Raw genomic sequence first — 23339 nt, 5'->3', positions numbered from 1 at the left:
ATGAATTGTTATTTGTCAACAACTTTTTTCAATCTTTTTTGTTGCTGCATCAGCATCAAATTGATTTCTTAAATTTGTGACTTCGTTATAATATCATCTGTTGGTTCTGGCGTCAATAACTTTTTTCATTTTCTTTTAGAAATGATTTTTGTCATTTGGCACATGTAATAATATACCAACTAAATGCTGTCAGGTCAATAACTTTCTCTCTTATTTTCGTAATTTCTCAAAGGCGTTCATTCTTACAATCCAATGAATTCATCGTTCGTTTTTAATTCGTTTTCGTTCCATTTAGCAGTGAGTTTCTCCCTTGTTTTTTTCTTGTTAGTCATTTTGGAGGGAACTACTGGTAAAAAAAGAAACACACAAGTAAACACCCGTGTGTCTCTCTTTATGAATTATCAACGCATTGTTGGGAATAACAGCACATCGCGAATCGATTGTGCATCTGTCAACAGCATGACTAGACGATCGATCCCGATCCCTAAACCACCGGTTGGCGGCATGCCGTATTCTAGCGCTTCAAGGAAGTCTTCATCGACTCCATGAGCTTCATCGTTTCCTTCTTGTCGTTCTTTTTCTTGTGCTTCAAACCGTTGTCTTTGATCAATTGGATCATTTAATTCGGTAAAAGCATTAGCAAACTCCCGGCCTACGATAAATAGTTCAAAACGATCTGTAAATCGAGGGTCCTTTGGATTCTTCTTCGCTAGAGGTGAGACTTCTACCGGATGTCCATAAACAAAGGTCGGTTGCTGTAAGGTTTCTTCAACAAACGTTTCAAAGAATTCATTGATAACATGTCCTACTGTCATCGTTGGAGTGACTTCCACTTGGTGTTCTTTTGCTAAAGCATGTGCTTCTTCGATTGTCATCTCTTTCCAAAAATCGACACCCGTTTGTTGTTTGATAGCATCGACCATATGCACGCGGGCAAAATCACTCGCCAAGTCGACTTCTTGTCCATCATAAGTAATCACAGCAGAATCTAAAACTTTCTCTGCTGCATTGCGGATAATTCCCTCAGTTAGATCCATAACATCTTTGAAATCTGTATAGGCTGTATAAGCTTCTAACATAGTAAATTCTGGATTATGGGTAGTATCAATCCCCTCATTACGGAAGACCCGGCCGATTTCGTAGACTTTCTCCATACCACCTACGATCAATCGTTTCAAGTGCAACTCAAGCGCGATTCGCAAATATAGATCAATATCTAACGCATTGTGATGAGTGATAAATGGACGAGCTGCTGCCCCACCCGCTTGATTATGCAAAACAGGCGTTTCCACTTCAATGTAGCCATGACCATCCAAATAGCGACGAATCTCACTGATGATCTGGCTGCGTTTCATGAATCGGTCAAAGCTATCTTTATTACTGATCAAATCCAGATAACGTTGACGGTAACGTTGCTCGATGTTGGTAAGTCCATGGTATTTGTCCGGGAGTGGGCGTAACGCTTTAGACAAAATAACGATTTCTTTTGCTTTGATCGTTACTTCCCCCGTATCAGTTTTCATGATCTCCCCTGAGACACCAAAGAAATCACCTAAGTCAGCATGCTTAAATCCTTCATACGGTTCGTCACCTACTTGATCTTTGCGGACATAAATTTGAATCTGACCATCACGATCTTGCAAATGTGCAAAGCCAGCTTTCCCTTTACCACGTTTCGTCACCATTCGTCCAGCAACACTTGCAGAAAGATTCATCTCTGTTAACTCTTCTTTTGTTCGTTGATCAAATAACTCATGCAACTCGGCAGAATTATGCGTACGTTCAAAGCGCTTGCCAAAGGGATCAATGCCTTCTTCCCGTAATTTTTCCATCTTTTCACGGCGAACCAACATTTGATCATTTAATTCTTCTTGTTTTTGTCGTTCCTCTGTCACGAGTTTTCCTCCATTCTTAACTTGGGTTTCCTTCTTATAATGCCAATGATGCCACAAAAAATCAAGCCGAAGTTCAAGATCGACTTGATTTTACTTTACTCAGGAGTATTTCCGACAGGTTGTTTTTCTGTCTTTTCTACAAATGCATCTAACAGATCAATAATCGCTTGCTTATTCTCTGTCTGGTTGATTGCCGCTTTGACTTTAGCTGCCCGTGAAATGCCTTTTAAATAGTAGGCAGCATGCTGCCGAAACTCTCGGGAAGCAACAAATTCACCTTTTAAATCAGCAAGCCTTTCCAAATGAAGTTTGGCTGTAGCGATCTTCTCCCGTGGAGTAGGTTCGGCGATCAGCTCTCCCGTTTCAAGATAATGTTTTGTACGATGGATCATCCACGGATTCCCCAATGCTGCTCGTCCGATCATGACAGCATCTGCGCCGACTTCTTCCAGCATTCGTTTGGCATCTTCTGGTGTCCGAACATCTCCGTTTCCCATAAAAGGGATCGAAATTGCTTGCTTCACCTCTCTTAATACCGACCAATTAGCCGCTCCTTCATACATTTGGACCCTCGTGCGGCCATGCATCCCAATCGCCGCTGCACCTGCCGCTTCAGCAGCTTGCGCATTTTGGACAGCGAAAATATGTTCATCATCCCAACCGATCCGCATTTTGACTGTGACCGGTTTATCAATTGCCGTAGCTACTGCATGCACCATTTCGTAGACTTTGTCTGGATCCAATAGCCACTTTGCACCAGCCTCCGCTTTAATAATTTTATTTACCGGACAACCCATATTGATGTCAATGATATCTGCTGCTGTATTTTCTGAGACAAATTGAGCCGCTTCGACCAAAGACTCTTTATTCCCACCAAAAATTTGCAAGCTTAAAGGATGTTCTGTTTCATCTATATAAAGCATTTCTAATGTTTTTTTGTTTCGTAGTTGGATTCCCCGATCACTGATCATTTCACAAACGACTAAGCCTGCGCCAAATTCTTTGACCGTTACGCGAAACGCCGCATTGGTTATTCCTGCCATAGGCGCAACGACAACTCGATTAGGGATTTCGACATTACCGATTTTCCAGCTGTGTATCGCCATCTTCTATGCCTCAGCTTCTTTCTTTAATCTAGCAAGTTCTTGTTCATCGAAATGGTATTTATTACCGCAGAATGAACAAACAGCTTCTGCACCATGATCTTCATCCATCATTTCTTGTATTTCATCCGCGCCTAATGTAATGATCGCTGTCGCAAATTTTTCTTTGCTACAATCACATCGAAATTGAACAGGCATTTTTTCTAACACTTCGACTTTGGTGTCATTCAACAATACCGTCAAAATTTCTTCAGGCGATTTCCCTTCATCCAGCAATGATGACACTCGTGGTAATTCTTGCAGGCGGTTCTCGATTGAATCAATAACCGTTTCATCTGCTCCCGGCATGATCTGCAGTAAGAAACCACCGGCTGTTCGAATAGAATCATCGGTATCAACTAACACACTCAATCCAACGGCCGAAGGGATTTGTTCAGAAACTGCTAAGTAATAAGTGAAGTCTTCTCCCAATTCTCCAGAGACAATAGGTGTTTGTCCAGAAAACGGTTCTTTCAACCCTAAATCTTTGATTACAGTAAAGATTCCTTGATCTCCTACTGCTCCTCGCACATCCAACTTTCCTTGTCCGTTTAGCGGCAAGCTGACATGCGGATTTTTTATGTACCCTTTGACATCTCCACGACCATTGCTATCAATAATGATTGCTCCAGCGGGTCCGTTCCCTTGGATTTTGACCGTTAATTTGTCATCACCCTTTAACGTGCTGCCCAAAAGCAGGCTTCCAACCATAGCGCGGCCTAGCGCTGCTGATGCTGTATTCCAAGTATCATGACGTTGTTGTGCTTCACTAACAGTTTTTGTTGCAGACACTGCATAGGCACGAACAAAACCATCATAAGCTAATGCTTTTACTAAGTAATCTTCCATTGTTTATGCTCCTTTATTTCGTTCATTAGTGAATCATACTAGGAACTTGTTTTTTTTTCAACTGAATGCCACCATTTTAGAGAAAAGCCAATGTTTTCTGTCGGTTTATTTCTCGATTTGTTAACAAGAAAGGACTGCGGCACAAGCCGTAAAACAAGCAACTGGTCCGAACCTCATTCGAATCTGTTCTCTTGTTTTGACTTATGACACAGTCCCTAGACTTTACGATAGCTAATCACCTATTGATAATTGAACGACTACTCTTGACCGTCCTCTGTTTTATCTTGAGATGAAGCTTCGTGGTTTTCATTATTGTGACGAAGTTCGTCTACTTGCTGATCAAAATCTTTTTTCTCAGCAGCTTGCTTTTCAGCATCTTTCTCTTCTAAAGCGCGTTTTGCTTCTTCAAAAGTTTGAGCTTTTTCGCTTGGATATTCTGAATTCTCAGTTCCAGCAGGCATTTTGCCTTCTTCAAACAATGACTTGATTGCTTTTGCATCCAATGTTTCATATTCAAGCAGTTTTTCGGCAATCAATTTATGTTGCGCACGATGTTCTTCGATGATCTCATGTGCTTTTTGATGTGCCTCCATCAAGATACGGCGTACTTCCTGATCGATCTCGAAAGCAACTTGTTCTGAGTAAGCTTTGGTTTGACCATAATCACGACCGACGAAGACCTGATGATTGCCTTCATACTGAACTGGACCTAGTTTGTCGCTCATACCATATTCTGTGACCATACTTCTAGCTAAAGCTGTTGCTTGTTCAAAGTCATTGGATGCTCCGGTTGATTGAACGCCGAAAATGATTTCTTCTGCTGTCCGTCCACCAAGCAATCCGACGATTTGTTCAAACATATCTTCTTTCGTCATTAAGAATTGATCTTCTTTAGGTAATGCGATCATGTAACCGCCAGCACGGCCCCGAGGGATGATCGTTACTTTGTGAACGACCCGCGCACGGCTTAAGACTAAACCGACGATCGTATGACCCGCTTCATGGTAAGCAACCATTTCGCGTTCTTTTTTATTGATGACACGATCTTTCTTCGCAGGTCCTGCGATTACCCGATCTTCTGCTTCATCAATATCAGAGGCATCGATTTTCTTTTTATTGCGACGAGCAGCGACTAGCGCAGCTTCATTTAAGACATTCTCTAAATCAGCACCGGCAAAACCAGGTGTTTGTTGTGCTACGACTTTCAAATCCACATCATCCGACAACGGTTTGTTCCGTGCGTGAACTCGTAAAATAGCTTCACGGCCTTTAACATCCGGACGGCCAACAAGAATTTGTCGGTCAAAACGACCTGGACGTAACAAGGCTGGGTCTAACACGTCGGAACGGTTGGTTGCTGCAATAACAATAACTCCTTCATTGCCATCAAATCCATCCATTTCAACTAATAACTGATTCAACGTTTGCTCACGTTCATCATGTCCACCACCCATGCCGGCACCACGTTGGCGCCCAACCGCATCGATTTCATCGATAAAGATGATGGCCGGTGCGTTTTTCTTGGCTGTTTCAAATAGATCCCGGACACGGCTCGCTCCGACCCCGACAAACATTTCCACAAAGTCTGAGCCTGAGATAGAGTAAAACGGAACGCCAGCTTCTCCGGCAACCGCTTTTGCTAGCAATGTTTTCCCTGTCCCTGGAGGTCCTTCTAGCAGCACACCAGCTGGGATTCTCGCACCTAATTCGACAAAGCGTCGTGGATCTTTCAAAAATTCGACCACTTCGACTAATTCTTGTTTCTCTTCTTCAGCACCCGCTACATCAGAGAAACGAACGCGATTGGCTTTTTTGTCGGCCTCTTTCGCTTTGGATTTTCCAAAGTTCATGACACGGCCGCCACCGCCGCCACCGCCGCCTTGCTGGCTCATCATCATATAGAAGAAGAAAATGATGATTACGATTGGCAAGAAACTAATCAGCAACGATAACCAAACACCACTGTTCGATTCTTCTTCGATCGTTGTTTTAACCCCTTGATCCTTTGCTAATGTCGTAACCTCGCTCAATGTCGAGTCATTCGGCAAAATGATCGTTGTAAAACGTGTCGTACTTGCTTGCGTGCTTCCTAGTACGGAAAGCCCATTGTCATTGCTGACGGTTTGTTCGGCATTGTATTCACCGACGATCCGGTAAACACCGTTAGCAGGCTGAACGGTAAACTGTTTGACCTTTCCGTCTTTCAGCTGCTCCGTAAATGTTGAGTACTCGATTGTTGGCGTTTGCTGATTGCCATTTCCAAAAATGAAATAGACGACCATGACCATTGCTAACAAGACAAGTACATAATATAAGGTATTTTTGATCATACCGTTATTTTTCTTATTCATGCGTACCTCCTTGGCTATTTTGTTTTATCAATCCTGACCATTTAATTGTATCACAACTGATTTAGATCAGTCACTAATTTGATTGATAAACGCTTGGTTTTAAGACACCCACATAAGGGAGGTTACGGTATTGTTCCGCGTAATCCAATCCATAGCCGACCACAAATTCGTTCGGTACATCAAAGCCAATATAGTCGGCATCGATTTTCACCACACGTCCTTCTGGTTTGTCTAGCAATGTCACGATTTTAACCGACTTTGCTTTGCGATATTTAAATAGGTCTACTAGATAGGCTAATGTGCGACCGCTATCAATAATATCTTCTACGATCAGCATATCTCGGCCTTCGACATTTGTATCCAAATCTTTCAAAATCTTCACTTCGCCAGAAGAAATTGTCGCGTTTCCATAACTAGAAACATCCATAAAGTCCAATTCCAAATGACAGTCCATTTCTCGGACGATGTCTGCCATAAAAGGAACAGCTCCTTTTAATACGCCAACGACCAATGGATTTTTATCTTTGTAGATTTCCGTCAGTTCTTTACCTAGTTCAGAACAACGATTTTGGATCTCTTCTCGAGTAATCAAAATTTTCTCAATATCTTTGTCTAACATAAAGTTCTCCTTCCAACTCTTACTTCCGATATTTATAAAGAAGTATGTAGTGTATTTTATCAGTTTCTTGCTCAATACTCAAATAGGAAAATAGATAAGGCAAAAGTGCCAATACATTCTCTTGAGCGTCTGTCAGGACCCAACTAGCAGCACGCTTTTCATTCGAAATCTTCTCATCGATAAAGAAACGCCTGATTTTTTTCGTAAGACCTGGTTTCAGCTGTAACCGATCCCCTGGTTTTCGCTTCCGCAAAAAAACTGTCGCAGGATATTGTATCGGTAAAATTTGTGAAATCTCTGACCAATCCATGACTTTTTCTGGAACTTGGGCGTCACTTGGAATGTAGCCGATCCATTCATGGTCCGACAAAAAGAAACTTTCACCTTTTTTTAGAACAAAATGCGTCTCATCTACCTGCGTTTGGAGGTGAGAGCCTTTTTTAACAGCAGTGACTTTCAACTGATCATAAACTCGAACAATCTGCCAATCTTGATTTAAATCGATTATCCACTGACTGGGATTATGTTCTAGCAGATACAGCAACTGCTCTCGTTGTTTAGTATTGTACGAGATTCCTTTATCATGGGAAACTTTCTGTAGCAAACCTTCAAAAAAGTAATAGCGTTCTGCTGCGGTAAACGCAGCCAATTCATTCAAGTTTAAAAAATAGCCTTCAGCTTCCTCATGAAGTATCGTGGCGAGCCAATCTGCTTGCTGCTTTTTGATCAATTGGTCAGCATAGATCATCTCTTGAGAAAGCTGCTGAAAATGATCAAGAGCTCTCGGGTTCTCTGCTTTCAGCAGAGGGACCGCTTGATGACGCAGGCGATTTCTTTGAAACAGCGTTTGCTGATTCGTTTCATCTTCGAAATAAGCGATCCCTCTCCTTCTTGCATAGTCTCTAATCTCCTCTTTGGCGATCGTTAGGAAGGGACGGATCAAATAACCGTTACCAAAAGGTTGCTTGCGCTTGATTCCCGAAGCGTTTTGCAAGCGTCCCTCTCGCACCATCTTCATCAGCATCGTTTCCATCTGGTCATCTGCATGATGAGCGGTTAATAACCAATCATAACTCTGAAGAGTCATCGTTTCTGCAAAAAAATGATAGCGGAACTCTCTAGCGGCCGCTTCGATGCCATTTTGGGGCGGATCTTGCCAAACTCGTTCATAATATGGAATCCCGCGCGTTTGACAATAGTCCTTCAGGAACGCTGCTTCGTCGTCTGAAGCTTCCCGCAGATTATGATTGACATGAGCCACGCCAAATGTTCCTTGCTGAAACAACTCTTCGATCACATGGAGTAAAACCATTGAATCCACGCCTGTCGAAACAGCAAGCAAACAAGTAGCATCCTCTACCCATCCATCGGCTTTGATTGCATGATAGACTTTTTGCTTAAGCATTCTATCCCTCCGTGTCTCTTGCTTCTATACTTAACTTCAAACTAAAAATGACTGTCTATTGCTAAGAAAGAGAAATATCCGAACTATGCCGATTCCAAAACGCCGTGCTCCACGGCGAAAGCCTACTACATGGTAGGAGTAATCGGATATAGTTCGGATATTTTTTGAAATACTTATCGTTACGTCACAAATTCTTTTGACAACTTGCTCATCCTGTTTAGTTACGTCGACCGCCACGGCCGCCGCGTTTACCTTCCGTATTACGTCGTAATGAAGATAAACGATCATCACTATCTTTTAGAAAAGAACTCATCAATGAATCGAAGTCTTGTTTATTTACGTTCGTCGGTTGATTGCGTGAAAAAGATTTCTTCGGACTTGACCGATTGAATTCTTTTTTAGGAAAATCACGTTTTTCTTCCGGCTTTGCTTCTGCTTTACGGATCGATAGCCCGATTTTTCCATCATTGCCGATTGCCGTCACAACAACGGTTACTTCATCGCCAATAGACAACACGTCATGAATGTCTTTCACAAACCCATTTGATACTTCGCTGATATGTACCAAACCAGTTTTTCCCTCACCAAGATCAATGAACGCACCAAAATTTGTAATACCAGACACTTTGCCCTTTAGTTTCGCTCCAACTTCGATTGACATATAAAAAATGTTCCTCCTAATTTTTACCCATTTAATCATTTCAACTACTGCGATGAGTAGGTATGACCTTGTTTATTCCGAATCACTTGTCTTTGTATCACTAGCATTTGCCTCATCACCGCTTGTTTCTGTTTTTGAATCAGAAGCATCCGGCAAGACAGGGTAGATCTTTTCATTTTTCTTTGAATAAAAGAATCTACTGCGAGCTAATTTTGCAACGTATTCGTCATCTTGCAACAGTGCTACATCTCGCTTAAGTTGTGTCACTTTTTTGTCCGCTGCTTCTTGTTTTGCTACTGTTTCTGCTTTATACTCTTGTAATTTTTGCAGACGCATTTGATCATTGAACATTTGAATACCTACGATTGCAAAAATCACTAGCGCTGCAACAAAAACAGCTACAAGTCGACGTCGACGAAAGACCACTTGTCGTCGTTCTTTTTCGAACTTGGCAAATTGCTCTTTGGCATACTCGGTCTGCAATAGTTCTATTTGTTTGTTTGGCTCTTTATCCATGCTGACCTCGCTCCTGTCACTGTGATTGTTTTTTCCATTATACCAACATCCACAAAAGTTGTCTAACTGAAAATGGGACAAAAATCAAGCATTTTCTGAGATACGTTCTTCTTTGAGGATCTCGTACATTTTAGCTGCATCTTCTTTTTTAGTTGATTCGTGTAATTCTTGTACTTTTATTTCTAATACTTTATTTCCAAACTGAATACGCACCGTATCGCCGACTTTGATATCACTGCTGGATTTTGCCAATTTGCCATTGATTTGGATACGCCCTTTATCTGCTACTTCTTTTGCAACAGATCTACGTTTGATAATCCGGGATATTTTTAAAAATTTATCTAATCTCATTTTTTCCACCTCTTAATTTCAACAATTTTTTTCCAAACGGAACGAGCAGCCATTCTCGAATCGTTAATAATTTAACTTTGAGAGCCATTATAATGAAAACTGTCCCGCCAAAAAAGACCCCTCCAAGGCAAAAAATCAGCGCTTGCAGTCTTTTCGTCACTGGACCTCCACTCAACAGAGTGATCACACCATAATATAAAAACAGTGCGCAAGCCATGATCCCTAAACAAAGCAGGAGTTTTTTGCCATACCCTTGCTCTATCCAAAAGCTGTTCAATGCTTTTTTCTCAGAAAACACAAAATAGATTAAAGTACCGATCAAACCTAAAAGGGTACTCAAACTCGCACCAGTTGTTCCTAAAAGATAGGTCAAGGGCCACGTCAGCAAACCTTTAAGCAAAAGGCCGCATCCTGCTGCATAAATCCCTACACGGAATTGGTTCCGGCTTTGTTGGATGCTTTGATACGCTTGGATTGCAGCCATCAAAGCGACCGCAAAAACAAATAAGACCAACGCACTGTTGCCGGCACCATCTTTAAAAAGAGCGAAGTTGATATAAGGAAGCAGGATAGCCAAGCCAACTGCAGAAGCACTGGCAATCCCTAAAGTCAACCGCAAGTACATCTTAGCTGATTTTTCAAACAAGTGCTGATTTTTGACTGTCAGATATTTCGTCAATGTTGGCAAGAAAGTCGAACTTAGAGCCATCGCTACCACGAGACCTAACTGAACCAATGGCTGTCCTCGGTCATAGATCCCTTTTGCAATGCGGGCACTTTGTTCCGTCAAACCGCTGGCTTCAAGTGAGTTCGTCATCAAAAAGGAATCTGCCAACTGAAACAAAATCAAAAAACCGCTGTAAATGGTCAACAGTCCCCCTTCAATCAAAAAACGGCGACGCAAGGAAGGAGCATGTGCGGTAGGCATAGTTTTTGTGGGGATCGCTAACGACCGACCGGTGATTTTCCGACTATAATAGCTTAAAATCCCCCACGCCGCAAGTCCGCCAATCAATGCGCCGGACATTGCCAAAGTCCCAGTCTGATAAACATCCCATGAGAAGAGATGAAAAAAACTGGCCGCTACTAAAATCACTCCGACTCGAAGGAGCTGTTCTACTACTTGGGAAACTGCCGTCGGTACCATCTGTAAATTTCCTTGGAAACTCCCACGATAAAAAGTCAGGGGTGGTACAAAGAGGAATGTAAAGGATACCACGCGGATCAAAGATGCCAGTCCTGCGTCTCCCATGACCCGAGCGATAACATCGGCAAAGAAAAACGTCGTTGCCCATAGTCCAATCGCTGTCCAAAAAACATACGGATAGATGACTTGGATCTGGGCACGCTGCTTCTGAGGATCAGGTTGTTCGGCGATCACGCGCGAAATAAATTGCGGCAACCCAGATAAAGCCAATGTCATAGCTAATCCATAGATTGGATAGACTTGCTGATAGACGTAAAACCCTTCGTCACCAACTAAGTTTTGGAAAGGGACGCGGTAAACCGCACTTAACACTTTGGCAATGAAAGAAGCAATCGTTAAAATAAATGCTCCTTCCATCGTCCGTTTTAATTGTGACTTTGGCATCTTCTCCGCCCCTTTATAACTAATTTTCTTGTAACACGTATTTTTGTTCCCGTAGCGCTTTGACATAATCTTGAATCTCTAACAGCCAAGTGCTTTCTTTCATCACAGCAGGAATCTGAAGTTTGATCGTCATCTGCTCGTGATCGACACCCATCGTCGCTTTAAGCTTGGTCGCTTTCAACGCTTCAAACAGCTGTTCGACAGAATAGTTTTTGGTGCCAACTTTACTTAACGTTAGGATCACTGTTTGCTGCTGTTTACGGATCGTATCTAACAATGCCCGATCCCCATTCATTTTGATTTCTCCGACAGTTAATAGGTGAGCCACTTCGACCGGATATTCTCCAAAGCGATCAAGCAGATCATCCTGCAACTCATCCACCGCTTCTTGAGAATCCAATTCACGGATGCGTTTATAAATTTCAATTTTTTGCCGTTCATCTTCTATATAAGAAGTTGGCAGATAAGCATCGATGCCAAGATCGATCTCAACCGTTGTTTTCTCCGCTTGTGTATTTTTCCCTTGTTTACGCGCTACGGATTCTGACAGCATTTGAGAGTACATATCAAACCCAACAGCATCAATAAATCCGTGCTGTTGCGCCCCCAAGAGATTTCCTGCACCTCGAATCGAAAGATCACGCATCGCGATTTTAAATCCGGAACCTAATTCCGTAAAGTCTTTGATTGCCTGGAGCCGCTTTTCACTGACTTCGTTCAAAATTTTTTGCTGTTCGTACATAAAATAAGCATACGCAACACGATTGCTTCGACCGACACGACCTCGCAATTGATAAAGAGTAGACAAGCCCATGTAATCCGCATTTTCTACAAATAATGTATTGGCGTTCGGAATGTCGACCCCAGTTTCGATGATCGTGGTTGTCACCAACACATCGTATTGTCCTTCGATAAAATCAAACAATGTGTTTTCTAGCTGGATTTCTGTCATCTGCCCATGGGCATACCCAATACGCGCATCTGGAACTAACGCTTGGAGCTCTTCGACTTTACGTTCAATCGTATCTACTCGATTATAGAGATAAAAAACTTGTCCTCCCCGTGCCATCTCCCGCAAAATAGCTTCTCGAACTGCACCTGGATTCATTTCCATCACATAAGTTTGAATAGGATAGCGATTTTCCGGTGGCGTTTCAATCACAGAAAGATCCCGCACCCCCAACATGGACATATGCAGTGTCCGGGGAATCGGGGTAGCCGTCAATGTAAGAACATCGACTTGCGAGCGTAATTGTTTCAAGCGCTCTTTGTGTTTGACGCCAAAACGCTGTTCCTCATCGATCACCAATAATCCCAGATCTGCAAACTCTACATCTTTAGACAGCAGGCGATGCGTGCCAACTAAAATATCAATTTGGCCCTTTTTCACTTGCTCGATCGTTTCCGTTTGCTGTTTCTTCGTTCGAAAACGGCTTAACAAACCGACATTGACTGGAAACCCTTCAAAGCGATCCAGCATTGTTTCATAATGCTGTTGTGCTAAAATCGTTGTCGGCACCAGAAAGGCTACTTGCTTACTCTCTTTGATGGCCTTGAAAGCCGCCCGCAATGCCACTTCTGTCTTCCCAAAGCCAACGTCTCCGACTAATAAGCGATCCATTGGTTTTTCTTTTTCCATATCACGTTTGATCTCCGCAGTGCTGCGTAATTGATCATCTGTCTCAGAGTAAGGAAAGGCATCTTCAAATTCTTTTTGATAGCCATCATCAGGCTGAAACGCGTAACCTTTCTCCGATTCGCGTTTTGCGTATAAAAGAATGAGATCATCTGCAATGTCCTCGATTTTTGCTGAAACTTTTCGTTTCGTTTTCGCCCACTCACTGCCGCCTAATTTATTGATCTTTGGCGTTTTAGATTCAGAGGCAACATATTTTTGAATCAGATTCAACTGGGTAACTGGAATAAACAGCTTATCATCATTTTGGTAGAGGATGGTCATATAGTCTTGGTGTACACCATCTACTTCCAGCGTTTCCATACCAATGTATTTACCAATCCCGTGATTCGCATGGACGACATAGTCGCCGGCTTTTAATTCATTGTAACTCTTCAATCGCTCCGCATTGGTCACATTTTGACGCCGCGTACGTTTCTTGTTGATTTTTTGGAAGATTTCCTTTTCTGTGACAATGACCAACTTATCTTGGGGCATTTCAAACCCGCTTTGCAGTGTTTCTACAACGATTTGCGTTCGACCTGTAAAAAGTCGATCTGCTGTGGTTTGTACTGCGTAAATGGAGTGATCACGAAAATCTTGTTCCAATTTTTTTGCTCGTTCTGAATCACTTACTAAAAAGACAACCGTTTGTTGTTGTTTCTCCCAGCGATCTACTTCAACTTTCAGCAAACCCATTTGGCTGAAAAATTGTTGCATTGGTCGATATTGAAAATTGTGGATCGCTTGAAAACGAAGATTTCCCATCCCCTTTTGAAAAAGCGAGAAGAAACTTGTAGAAAATTGTTCTTTTTGAATCAGCTGCTGGACATCTTGCCCGAAAGATTGCTCAGAAAAAACGCGAAGTTCTGCAATTTTTTGTGTATGCCACTCAGCTTCTTCTCGTTCAATCTCGCGGTTTGTCTCCATAATACGAGCATAATCATCGATCATCAGCAGTGCATCTTTTGAAAAATAATCCAAAATGCTCGTCGGTTGCTGATACAAAAGATCCGCATAATAACGAGCATTCTCGTCAGGTATGCCACTTTGCCAAGCCGATGCTAATTGACCAAAATAATCTTCTAAAAAGTTTTTATCTGTGGTCTCTTTCACTACAGCGAGCCGTTTCTTCAGCAACTCTTGCAGAACTTTTTGTCCATGAGCTAAATCAGCTGGCGAAAACACTAATTCTGTTGTGGGAACAATCGTTACTTCTGACAACGTTTCTACTGAACGCTGTGTTTCCACGTCAAAAGAGCGCATCGAGTCGATCTCCACATCGAAAAGCTCGATCCGCACCGGATATTCAGCTTTCAAAGGATAAATATCCAAAATGCTTCCACGAATACTAAATTCACCAGGTTTGCCAATCATTGATTGCCGCTCATACCCCATCAATACCAATTGCTGCGGCAACTGATCTAAATTGATCTCATCCCCCACATGCCAAGAAAATTGGTAGTTCAGCCAAGTATCTTTAGCAGGCAGATATTTCCGCAATGCAGCGATCGGCATGACGTAAATTCCTTTTTTCCCGGTAGCGACAGCATTCAATGCTGTCACTCGCTCCGCTCGAGCTTCTGGTGAAGCAAACGCCATTTCGGCCGACAACACTTCATCCACCGGAAAGACATACACGTCGTCAATAATATTCCGCAAATCTTCGGCAACTTGATTGGTATAATAAAGATTTGGTGTAACAACAATGACTTGCCGATCAAATTTCTGATAAGCTCCGGCAAAAGCTAATGTTTTTGCGGAACCTGCTAAGCCAGTCAATAGCTGTCGAGATGCGTGATCCGTTAATTGTTGGTGCCAGGCAGCGACTTGCGGCACCTTATTTATTAGTTCAATCAGATCCATACAGGTCCTCCTTAATTAAATCGATTCATTGTGGCAAGAAAATCACCGGTGGTCAAGTAATCGATACTTGCTGCTGCTGCTTTATCCAAGCTTTGCAGAATCATCGGCTGGTCTTCTTTAGCAAAAGGACTTAGAACGTGATCGACCACTGTCCGGCCTGGCTGTGGTCGATCGATCCCTACTTTGATGCGATCAAATACAGATGTACCAAGATGGGAAATCAAGCTTTTCATCCCGTTATGCCCCCCCGCACTGCCTTTTTGCCGCAAACGAATTTTGCCTAACGCTAAATCAAGATCATCATAGATAACCACGATCTCTTCAGGATAAACTCCATAATAAGTCATTAAAGGCCCTACTGCCCGGCCCGATTCATTCATGAAAGTCTGAGGTTTGACCAACATGATTTTTTCACCGTTCATAAAAAATTCAGCAATTTCTGCTTCAAAAGCTGATGATTTAAAAGTAGCTTGGTATTTCTCCGCTAACGCATCGACTACCATAAACCCAACATTGTGTTTTGTTTTTTCGTATTTTTTGCCTGGATTTCCCAGACCTATAATCATTTTCATTTTTTGATCCGCTCCATTTTTTCAAAAAAATTACCACCACAAAATACTGGGCACGACAATTCTGCCCAGTAAAAACGTTCACTACGATTATAACACATAACGGACTGTTACCGTGTCTTTCCTTTGCTCAGAATTTCTCTTTCTTAAAAAAATCATTAGAAACCCTGATTTATCCTAATTCCTACAGGATAACAAAGAAAGCATTTACAAATGAAACAGCAAAATTATCTGTAACATTGTTGAGCAAATCACATGACAAAATCGCTTGAAAGTGTTAGGATGTTACCTAGTAAAACAAATATGCGGAAGGAATGATACACAAATGACTGCTAAGACAAATAAAAAAGATCACCAAAAGATAATCCTTGTTGGAGACGGTGCGGTTGGTTCCAGTTATGCATTTGCGTTAGTCACTCAAAATATTGCTCAAGAAGTAGGGATCATTGATATAAATACAGCAAAAACAGAAGGAGATGCTATCGACTTATCTCATGCGTTAGCATTTACCTCACCCAAAAAAATCTATGCTGCCACTTATGCAGATGCACATGACGCCGATGTCGTGGTGATCACAGCTGGTGCGCCACAAAAACCTGGCGAAACTCGCTTGGATCTAGTCCACAAAAACTTAAAAATCAATCGTGAAGTAGTTACACAAATCGTTGATTCAGGATTTAACGGTATCTTCCTTGTCGCTGCAAATCCAGTAGATATTCTTACCTACTCAACATGGAAATTCTCAGGTTTTCCAAAAGAGCGCGTAATCGGTTCAGGAACTTCACTAGATTCTGCTCGTTTCCGTCAAGCATTAGCTGAGTTGATCGATGTTGATGCACGTAATGTCCATGCTTATATTTTAGGGGAACATGGCGATTCAGAATTCCCAGTTTGGTCTCATGCAAATGTTGCCGGATTGCAAATTTATGAATGGGTCAAAAACAACCCCGATATTGATGAAGAAGCAATGGTTAACTTGTTCTTCAGTGTTCGTGATGCAGCTTACACAATCATTGAGAAAAAAGGTGCTACTTTCTATGGTATCGCTGTTGCCTTGGCTCGTATTACTCGTGCCATTTTGGATGATGAAAATGCAGTACTGCCGCTTTCTGTCTTTATGAATGGCGAATACGGCTTAAAAGATATTTATATCGGTGCCCCTGCTATCATTAATGCCCAAGGAATCCAAAAAGTAATCGAAATTCCATTGACGGATGGAGAACAAGATCGAATGACTGCTTCTGCAAAACAATTGAAAGACATTCTAGATGAAGCTTTTGCGAAACTAGATGCGGAAGACAATCAATAAAACGATTGCTATAAGCCACTTACAAGAGTCTGTAACATAAGACCGAACAAGAAAGAGATCCTTTGAATCAAGATGCTTCGTGTACTTTGATCCAAAGAATATTGCGTAAAGCTGCTGTGCTTTTATCACACAGCAGCTTTCGTTGAATCACTTCTTGGTTGCTGTCCTATGAGCAGACTCTTTTTATAATTTAAGAATTCTCTATTTTTTCATGGAACTTTCACTTAATCAATTCGCTTTTCTTGTAGAATATGGTATGATTTAGCCGATCTATCATTTTTAAATCATCATAAAAGGAGCCTTTAAATGACACGATCCAACAAACACACACATACTCAGAGTAAGACGAAAAAGATCGTTCTGATCGCTATCGCTGCCGTTCTAGTCGTGATTGCGGGCGGATACGCTTATCGAAGTACATATTATCAAGACCGTTTCTTGCCAAATACCTCGATCGATGATATTGACATCAGCAATAAAACGGTCGCTGAAGCCAATGATTTGTTGCATGACCGTTACAGCAAACAGTCTTTTACAATCAAAGAAGGCAATACGGATTGGAAAACCATCAATTTGGCTCAATTTGGTTTGCAAACGGATTTTACAAAAGAATTGGAAGATTTGAAAGATGAACAAAACCAGTGGACATGGGGAATGGCCTATGTATCTGCTGCAGAAGATAAAAAACTAGGTACCGTTTCTGTTGATCAACAAAAGTTGACAAGTGAAACAGCCACAATCAAAGAGGCTTTAGAAACCTTAAATGAAGGTCGGACCGCTTCTAAAGATGCCACATTGAAAAAAGGAGATGATGGCTTCTCGATTGAGCCAGAAGTTGTTGGTGATGCCATTGACGTCGAACAAACTGTCACGGATTTACAAAAAGCAATTACTAGCGGCGAAAGTGAATTGGATTTGACTGCGTATCAAAAGAAACCTAGCGTTACTTCTGATGACAAAGAACTAGCAAAAGAAATGGAATCATTGAATAAAATTGCTCAAGTAAATGCTAATTATTCCATCAATGGCTCAACTTTCCAGATTCCGACCGCAACAATCATGGATTGGCTCTCTTATAAAGATGGAAAAACCACGATTGATGAAGAAAAAGTACGGAATTATGTAGCAGATTTAGGGAACCAATACAACACAAGCACCAATGCTTCTACGTTCAAAAGCACGAAACAAGGCGAGGTATCCGTACCAGCTGGGACACTAAGTTGGACGATCCAAACTGATTCTGAAACAAGTGCATTGATCGAAGCCTTAAAGACTGGAGAAGACTTTACTCGTTCTCCAGTGGTCTTGGGTAGTGCAGATCCAAGTGGTCCACTGTTTGGAAACACTTATATCGAAGTTGATTTAAAAAATCAACATATGTGGTATTACAAAGACGGTGCAGTCGCTCTTGAAACAGACATCATTTCTGGAAAACCTAAATCACCCACTCCTACAGGTGTATTTTACGTTTGGAACAAAGAGCGGAATGCTACATTGACCGGCGAAGATTATTCTTCTCCTGTTGACTACTGGATGCCTATTGATTGGACCGGCGTTGGGATTCATGATTCAGATTGGCAACCAGAATATGGTGGTGATTTATGGAAGACCCGCGGGTCTCACGGATGTGTCAATACTCCGCCAGGTGTGATGAAAGAATTATTTGGTATGGTAGAAGTAGGAACGCCTGTTATCGTTATTTAATCTATATAATCCAAAAAGGACGGAGAATTATTTCTCCGTCCTTTTTTATACCCGATTCTGGTTTCTGATCGTAATCGTCAGTACAAAAAGTAATATGCCCGATACGACCCAAATCGTTCGGTGAAAAAGAAACATACCTAATAAACTGCTGCTGACTGCCCCGAAGAAAAATCCTCCGATGATCATCGCGATATACTTGATCTTATAATCTACAGTAGCATCTTTTTTGAAGAAACGCTGATAAAGATAATCCGCCATTGAACGCAAATTTCCGGTCGTCATCGTCGTTGCATAGGGCATTCCAGCTAATCTGCGATAAGAAGCATATTGGATGGCTGCAAAAAAAGAAAGTCCAGAATCCACAAAGACATTTGGCAATGTCTGAGCAAAAAATCCTAAAAGAAAAATACCGAGTGCTTCAAAGAAGAGGGCTACATTTTGCCAAACAATTCTACCACCTGTTGGGAAACGATGCTGCAAGCCATTAGTCACTATGATCCCTATCAAAAACAGCAAAATTGGCGGTAAATATCTGGCAGCCTGTCCAAACTCTCCAGATGCCAAATTGATTCCTAACAAAATGACATTTCCTGATTGCATACTGGCAAACACTTCTCCATGAAAGAGATAAGTATATGCGTCTAAGAATCCCCCTGCCATTGCTAAGGCAACTCCTACTGGTAGACTTTCATGCACCACGATATCCGGTTGTCGTCTATTCGGATCATTTATTTTACTGCTGTGATCTGCTTGCATCTTTTCCGCCTCTATCTTTACTTTACTATTTCTAGCTGATTGATTGCATTTTAGTTATGGTTGCTGTTAAAAAATAATCTTATTTTCTTTTCTTGCCTCGCTTTTGCCAACTAAGAATCCCCCAACTAAGTAAGACAGCTGTCAGTGCTCCAGCTGAATCGAGCATGACATCTTGGAACAAAGGTGTACGGCCACCGGTCAACATTTGATGGTACTCATCCATCCCTGCATACCCTGTTGCTGCCAACCAGCCAAAGAAAGCTGACAGCCAATAGGGAATTTTTCGATAGCTCAATGATAGAAATAAGCTACCTCCTAATACAAAGTAAGTAAAGAAATGAGCCCCTTTACGAATAAAAAATTCCACAAAAGAAAAATAACCTTTTTCGGCAATACTGATTTCAGATCCTGCATAAGAGAAAGCGAATTTGCTCAACCATTCTTTCAATGGCTCTTCTTTTAACAGGCGAGAAAGCAAACCGACTTGTGATTGTTGTTCATAAGTTTGTGACGAACTAATAAATAAAATCACCATCACAGCTACCGCAATCGTGAAATAAAAATTTGGTTCTTTCCACATTTTTTTCATCATCTCAGCCCCTCATTTTCTAATCTTACCATTTTCAGTATTCTCTGCAACTACTTTTCGAAGGGTGTGCTATACTTATTACCATCTGATAAACGAAAGGAGCAACACCCAAGATGACTTATTCTCTCAACTGGGACCTTGATTCGATTTTTTCAGGCGGCAGCACGTCTACCCAACTGCAAGAACGAATGTCCCAACTAGATGCACAAATCAAAACTTATCGCACAAAAGTAGATGCGTGGCAACCCGACAATGCCTCTCAACCAGAGGAATTAGCTGAATTATTATCATTGTCCGAAACAATCAGTAAAGGATTTTCTCAGTGCAGCAGCTTTATCAATGCATTGCTATCTGCCAACGTTAATGACAATCAGGCAAAATTACTTTCGGGCGATCTCTATGCCAAATTACCAATGCTACAAGCAGCCGAAACAGTTTTTTCGAAAAAATTGACAGAAATTTCTGATGAAGACTGGGAGACACTATTGAAAGAAGAACCCTTTGCGACTATCGCCTTTCGTTTGAGCGAAATTCGTCGCGACGGCAAGGAGCTTTTGTCGGAAGCAGAAGAAACGATTATTAACACACTTTCTTTAGACGGACTAAATGCTTGGAGTCAGCATTATGATACGATTGTTGCTTCGATTGCGATTCCATTTACCCGGTCGGATGGAACAACGATTACTCTTTCAGCTGGTCAAGCTTTCAACAAAATGATGGGTGACCCAGATCCTGAAGTTCGTGCTCAACTATTTGCGGAGTGGGAAAAAGCTTGGGGAGAAAAAGAAGATTTATTTGCCGATACATTGAATCATCTGGATGGATTCCGTCTCTCCAATTACAAACTGCACGGTGTAGATGACTATCTGAAGGAGCCTCTCGAGTATAATCGACTGCAAAAAGCGACATTAGACGCAATGTGGGGAACGATCCAGAAGAACAAACAACCGATCGTGGACTTTTTGACACGAAAAGCCCAATTATTCGGAAAAGAAAAAATGGAGTGGCAGGATCAAGATGCTCCGATCATTTTAGGTGAAATGAAGGAACGTACCTATACATTCGATGAAGCAGCTGCTTTCATTTTAGAAAACTTTAAAAAATTCAGTCCCAAAATGGCTGATTTTGCGCAAGAAGCCTTTGAAAAAAGTTGGATCGAAGCAGAAGATCGTCCTGGCAAACGTCCTGGCGGTTATTGTACAAGTCTGCCTGAAACAAGAGAATCACGTATTTTCATGACTTATAGTAATTCCGTCAATGAGGTAGCCACTTTGGCGCATGAGTTAGGTCATGCTTTCCATAGTAGTGTTCTTTGGGACTTGCCGCAGCTTAATCAGGATTATGCGATGAATGTGGCTGAAACTGCAAGTACCTTTGCCGAACTAATCGTTGCTGATGCAACATTGAAAGAAGCAAAAACAAAAGAAGAAAAAATCAATTTGTTAGATGCCAAAATGCAAAATGCCATTGCCATGTTCATGAATATCCATGCCCGCTTTATTTTTGAAAACAGTTTTTACCAAGCACGGCAAAAAGGGCTGGTTTCTGCTGAACAAATCACAGAAATGATGGTGGCTGCACAAAAAGAAAGTTACGCCGATGGATTAGCTAGCTATCACCCACATTTCTGGGCGGCAAAACTACATTTCTTTATTGATGATGTTCCTTTCTATAACTTTCCTTACACATTTGGCTATCTTTTCAGCATGGGAATCTATGCTTATGCCAACCAAAAAGGGACGAGTTTTGAAGAAGAATATATTGCTTTGTTACAAGACACAGCTTCTATGCCGACGGAAGAATTGGCCCAAAAACATTTAGGCGTTGATCTGACAAAACCTGATTTCTGGCAAGCCGGAATCGATCGGGTCTTACAAGATATCGATACCTTCATGGAGTTGACAGAAGAATATTTATAACAAAAAACAAGCGCAGAAATCTGCGCTTGTTTTTTGTTACTATCAACTATTTAATAGTGTTAATCCGATAGTTAAATACCCCGCATAGAGACACCAAATCAGATAAGGTACAAAAAGATAGGTGGATCTTTTATCGATTCGGGCAAATAAAAACATACAGACGATGACTGTCAAAACCAATAAGACGATAACCACTGTTCCTACCCAATAAAGATTCCAGCCAAAAAAGACAATACTCCACAAAAAGTTCAACACTTGCTGGATACCAAAGAAGATATAGGCTTGTTTCTTAAATGCTGGATTTACTTTCGCAATGATGAGTAAAAACAAAGCTGTTCCCATAAAGGCATATAAAATCGTCCAAACGATACCAATAATCCCTCCTGGAGGTGCCAAAAACGGTTTGTCCATTTGGGCATACGTCGCAGCAATATCACCCGCGAACAAGCTGGAAATAATCCCAGTAATCTCGATTCCTACCACACAAACAAGCCAAAGCAAAAATTTCATTTCTATCGCTCCCTTTCGTTCTCCACTTTTCTTCCGCTACTCGGTTAAATGAATCTAGCAACGGTTTGCTGCTTTTGCCTTAGTTTCTAATATTATGGTATCATTCCTACCTTCATTTCAAAAAAGTAATGCTCGTCTCAAAGAGATCGTTGGTCGATTTCAGCTCTAGTTGTCTGATAACGACCTGCTATACTTGCTTTGTTGTTGGGCAACATATTTATAAAGCGAACCATAACGGCTCTTGTACCCTTTCTTCCAAGGCTTGTCTTTACCACAAAAATGCAGCAATACAGTATGATCGATGACCCAGTCTAAGTCCCAGTGTCCTAGGCTGATCGTTTCATATGTACGGTTTTTTCTTACATCATAATTATATAGTTGGTCTGGAATTCCCAAGATCCGATCCCCATACAGCCCATTTAGAATATCTTGATCCGGTAAAAATAAATTCAATTGATTCTTCTGAATAAATGCCGCAATCTCTTTTTCTTTTACTTCTTGACGTAACTGAGTCAGATTCATCAGCAAAACGCCCGAATTGAAATATCCTTCAGACTCATAATTTTTGAGACGCACTTTATTGATGACTGTCGTAACCTCTGTTAATTTTGAATGGTTTGCTGCCGCATAAAGATGATCTTCAAGCGGTAATTCATATAGCGGCTGCAAATCGTTGATACACAATATGTCTGCGTCTAAATATAAGACCTTATCTAGATCTTTCGGCAAATAATTTTGGGCCAATAACCGGTAATAGATCGACTCTGGATAACGATCACTGACAGGGGCTTGTTTAAAAATAGATCCTGTACCGATAATGACTGGATGGTAGACAATTCCCAGTCCATGACAAAATTGATTCAATTTCTCTGTCTGAGCAAGTTCCTTCTCTTGTAAAACAAATGCATCCAATCGGCTTGCCGATGTGTGCAACCAAATTGAATAGAGGGTTGTTTTTAATTGTTCTACAAACGTATCGTCAATCGCAAACAGCAGGTTCATACTTTTCTTCACTCCTTAAGCAATCATTGAAAACTGCTTGTATCTATCTTCGTACTATTA

The 23339-nt window shown here is 41.4% G+C and carries 19 protein-coding genes; 3 read left to right on the top strand and 16 right to left on the bottom strand.

Features of this window, described 5'->3' with window-relative positions; translation table 11 throughout:
- Positions 1 to 401: 401 nt before the first annotated feature.
- The 12 genes from lysS to pth form a co-directional block, all read right to left on the bottom strand.
- Positions 402 to 1895: a lysine--tRNA ligase gene (lysS, locus tag DVW06_RS11810; protein ID WP_003129138.1), complete on the bottom strand. Its 1494-nt coding sequence runs from the start codon at positions 1893 to 1895 to the stop codon at positions 402 to 404.
- Between the two features lie 95 nt (positions 1896 to 1990).
- Positions 1991 to 3001, bottom strand: coding sequence for a tRNA dihydrouridine synthase DusB (gene dusB / locus DVW06_RS11805; RefSeq protein ID WP_003129136.1), 1011 nt, complete (start codon positions 2999 to 3001; stop codon positions 1991 to 1993).
- A 3-nt stretch (positions 3002 to 3004) separates the two neighbouring features.
- Complete coding sequence (gene hslO / locus DVW06_RS11800) at positions 3005 to 3886, bottom strand: Hsp33 family molecular chaperone HslO (RefSeq protein WP_003129134.1); 882 nt, start codon at positions 3884 to 3886, stop codon at positions 3005 to 3007.
- Positions 3887 to 4143: 257 nt separating this feature from the next.
- A complete protein-coding gene (ftsH, locus tag DVW06_RS11795) occupies positions 4144 to 6237 on the bottom strand; it encodes an ATP-dependent zinc metalloprotease FtsH (protein ID WP_003129133.1) in 2094 nt (697 codons plus the stop codon).
- A 73-nt stretch (positions 6238 to 6310) separates the two neighbouring features.
- Positions 6311 to 6856: a hypoxanthine phosphoribosyltransferase gene (hpt, locus tag DVW06_RS11790; protein WP_003129132.1), complete on the bottom strand. Its 546-nt coding sequence runs from the start codon at positions 6854 to 6856 to the stop codon at positions 6311 to 6313.
- A 19-nt stretch (positions 6857 to 6875) separates the two neighbouring features.
- Complete coding sequence (gene tilS, locus DVW06_RS11785; protein WP_021149012.1) at positions 6876 to 8261, bottom strand: tRNA lysidine(34) synthetase TilS; 1386 nt, start codon at positions 8259 to 8261, stop codon at positions 6876 to 6878.
- Between the two features lie 217 nt (positions 8262 to 8478).
- On the bottom strand, positions 8479 to 8922 hold the full coding sequence (locus tag DVW06_RS11780) for a S1 domain-containing RNA-binding protein (RefSeq protein WP_005472931.1): 444 nt from the start codon (positions 8920 to 8922) through the stop codon (positions 8479 to 8481).
- A 72-nt stretch (positions 8923 to 8994) separates the two neighbouring features.
- Complete coding sequence (locus DVW06_RS11775; protein WP_003129129.1) at positions 8995 to 9438, bottom strand: FtsB family cell division protein; 444 nt, start codon at positions 9436 to 9438, stop codon at positions 8995 to 8997.
- Positions 9439 to 9522: 84 nt separating this feature from the next.
- Positions 9523 to 9789, bottom strand: a complete 267-nt coding sequence (locus DVW06_RS11770; protein ID WP_005472932.1) for an RNA-binding S4 domain-containing protein — start codon at positions 9787 to 9789, stop codon at positions 9523 to 9525.
- A complete protein-coding gene (locus tag DVW06_RS11765) occupies positions 9776 to 11380 on the bottom strand; it encodes a putative polysaccharide biosynthesis protein (RefSeq protein ID WP_003129127.1) in 1605 nt (534 codons plus the stop codon). Before DVW06_RS11765 ends, DVW06_RS11770 begins: the two co-directional genes overlap by 14 nt.
- A 19-nt stretch (positions 11381 to 11399) precedes the next feature.
- Positions 11400 to 14921, bottom strand: coding sequence for a transcription-repair coupling factor (gene mfd / locus DVW06_RS11760; RefSeq protein WP_137264690.1), 3522 nt, complete (start codon positions 14919 to 14921; stop codon positions 11400 to 11402).
- Between the two features lie 11 nt (positions 14922 to 14932).
- The gene (gene pth, locus DVW06_RS11755) at positions 14933 to 15493 is read right to left on the bottom strand and encodes an aminoacyl-tRNA hydrolase (protein WP_003129124.1); all 561 of its coding nucleotides are present in this window, start codon (positions 15491 to 15493) and stop codon (positions 14933 to 14935) included.
- 322 nt (positions 15494 to 15815) lie between these two features.
- Between pth and DVW06_RS11750 the strand changes: the two genes are divergently transcribed.
- Positions 15816 to 16799: an L-lactate dehydrogenase gene (locus tag DVW06_RS11750; protein WP_003129122.1), complete on the top strand. Its 984-nt coding sequence runs from the start codon at positions 15816 to 15818 to the stop codon at positions 16797 to 16799.
- 306 nt (positions 16800 to 17105) lie between these two features.
- Positions 17106 to 18503, top strand: coding sequence for a L,D-transpeptidase family protein (locus DVW06_RS11745; RefSeq protein WP_003129121.1), 1398 nt, complete (start codon positions 17106 to 17108; stop codon positions 18501 to 18503).
- A 45-nt stretch (positions 18504 to 18548) separates the two neighbouring features.
- On the opposite strand, the gene DVW06_RS11740 is transcribed toward DVW06_RS11745, so the two are convergent.
- On the bottom strand, positions 18549 to 19259 hold the full coding sequence (locus tag DVW06_RS11740; RefSeq protein ID WP_003129120.1) for a YoaK family protein: 711 nt from the start codon (positions 19257 to 19259) through the stop codon (positions 18549 to 18551).
- Positions 19260 to 19338: 79 nt separating this feature from the next.
- Positions 19339 to 19848 (bottom strand): VanZ family protein, encoded by a 510-nt coding sequence (locus DVW06_RS11735; protein WP_003129119.1) that lies wholly within the window; start codon positions 19846 to 19848, stop codon positions 19339 to 19341.
- Between the two features lie 113 nt (positions 19849 to 19961).
- Between DVW06_RS11735 and DVW06_RS11730 the strand changes: the two genes are divergently transcribed.
- A complete protein-coding gene (locus DVW06_RS11730) occupies positions 19962 to 21767 on the top strand; it encodes a M3 family oligoendopeptidase (protein ID WP_005472935.1) in 1806 nt (601 codons plus the stop codon).
- Positions 21768 to 21809: 42 nt separating this feature from the next.
- On the opposite strand, the gene DVW06_RS11725 is transcribed toward DVW06_RS11730, so the two are convergent.
- Both DVW06_RS11725 and DVW06_RS11720 read right to left on the bottom strand, forming a co-directional pair.
- Entirely contained in the window at positions 21810 to 22277 is a 468-nt protein-coding gene (locus DVW06_RS11725) for a TspO/MBR family protein (RefSeq protein WP_003129117.1), read from the bottom strand.
- A gap of 165 nt (positions 22278 to 22442) precedes the next feature.
- Positions 22443 to 23279: a glycosyltransferase family 8 protein gene (locus DVW06_RS11720; protein WP_003129116.1), complete on the bottom strand. Its 837-nt coding sequence runs from the start codon at positions 23277 to 23279 to the stop codon at positions 22443 to 22445.
- Between the last annotated feature and the right edge of the window lie 60 nt (positions 23280 to 23339).

It is taken from the genome of Enterococcus sp. ARL09-542 (genome assembly GCF_005234805.1).
In the GTDB taxonomy this organism is placed as follows: Bacteria; Bacillota; Bacilli; order Lactobacillales; family Enterococcaceae; genus Enterococcus_D; species Enterococcus_D gallinarum.
Note: the sequence above shows the minus strand (reverse complement) of the source record. Positions and strands in the feature narration are given on the sequence as shown.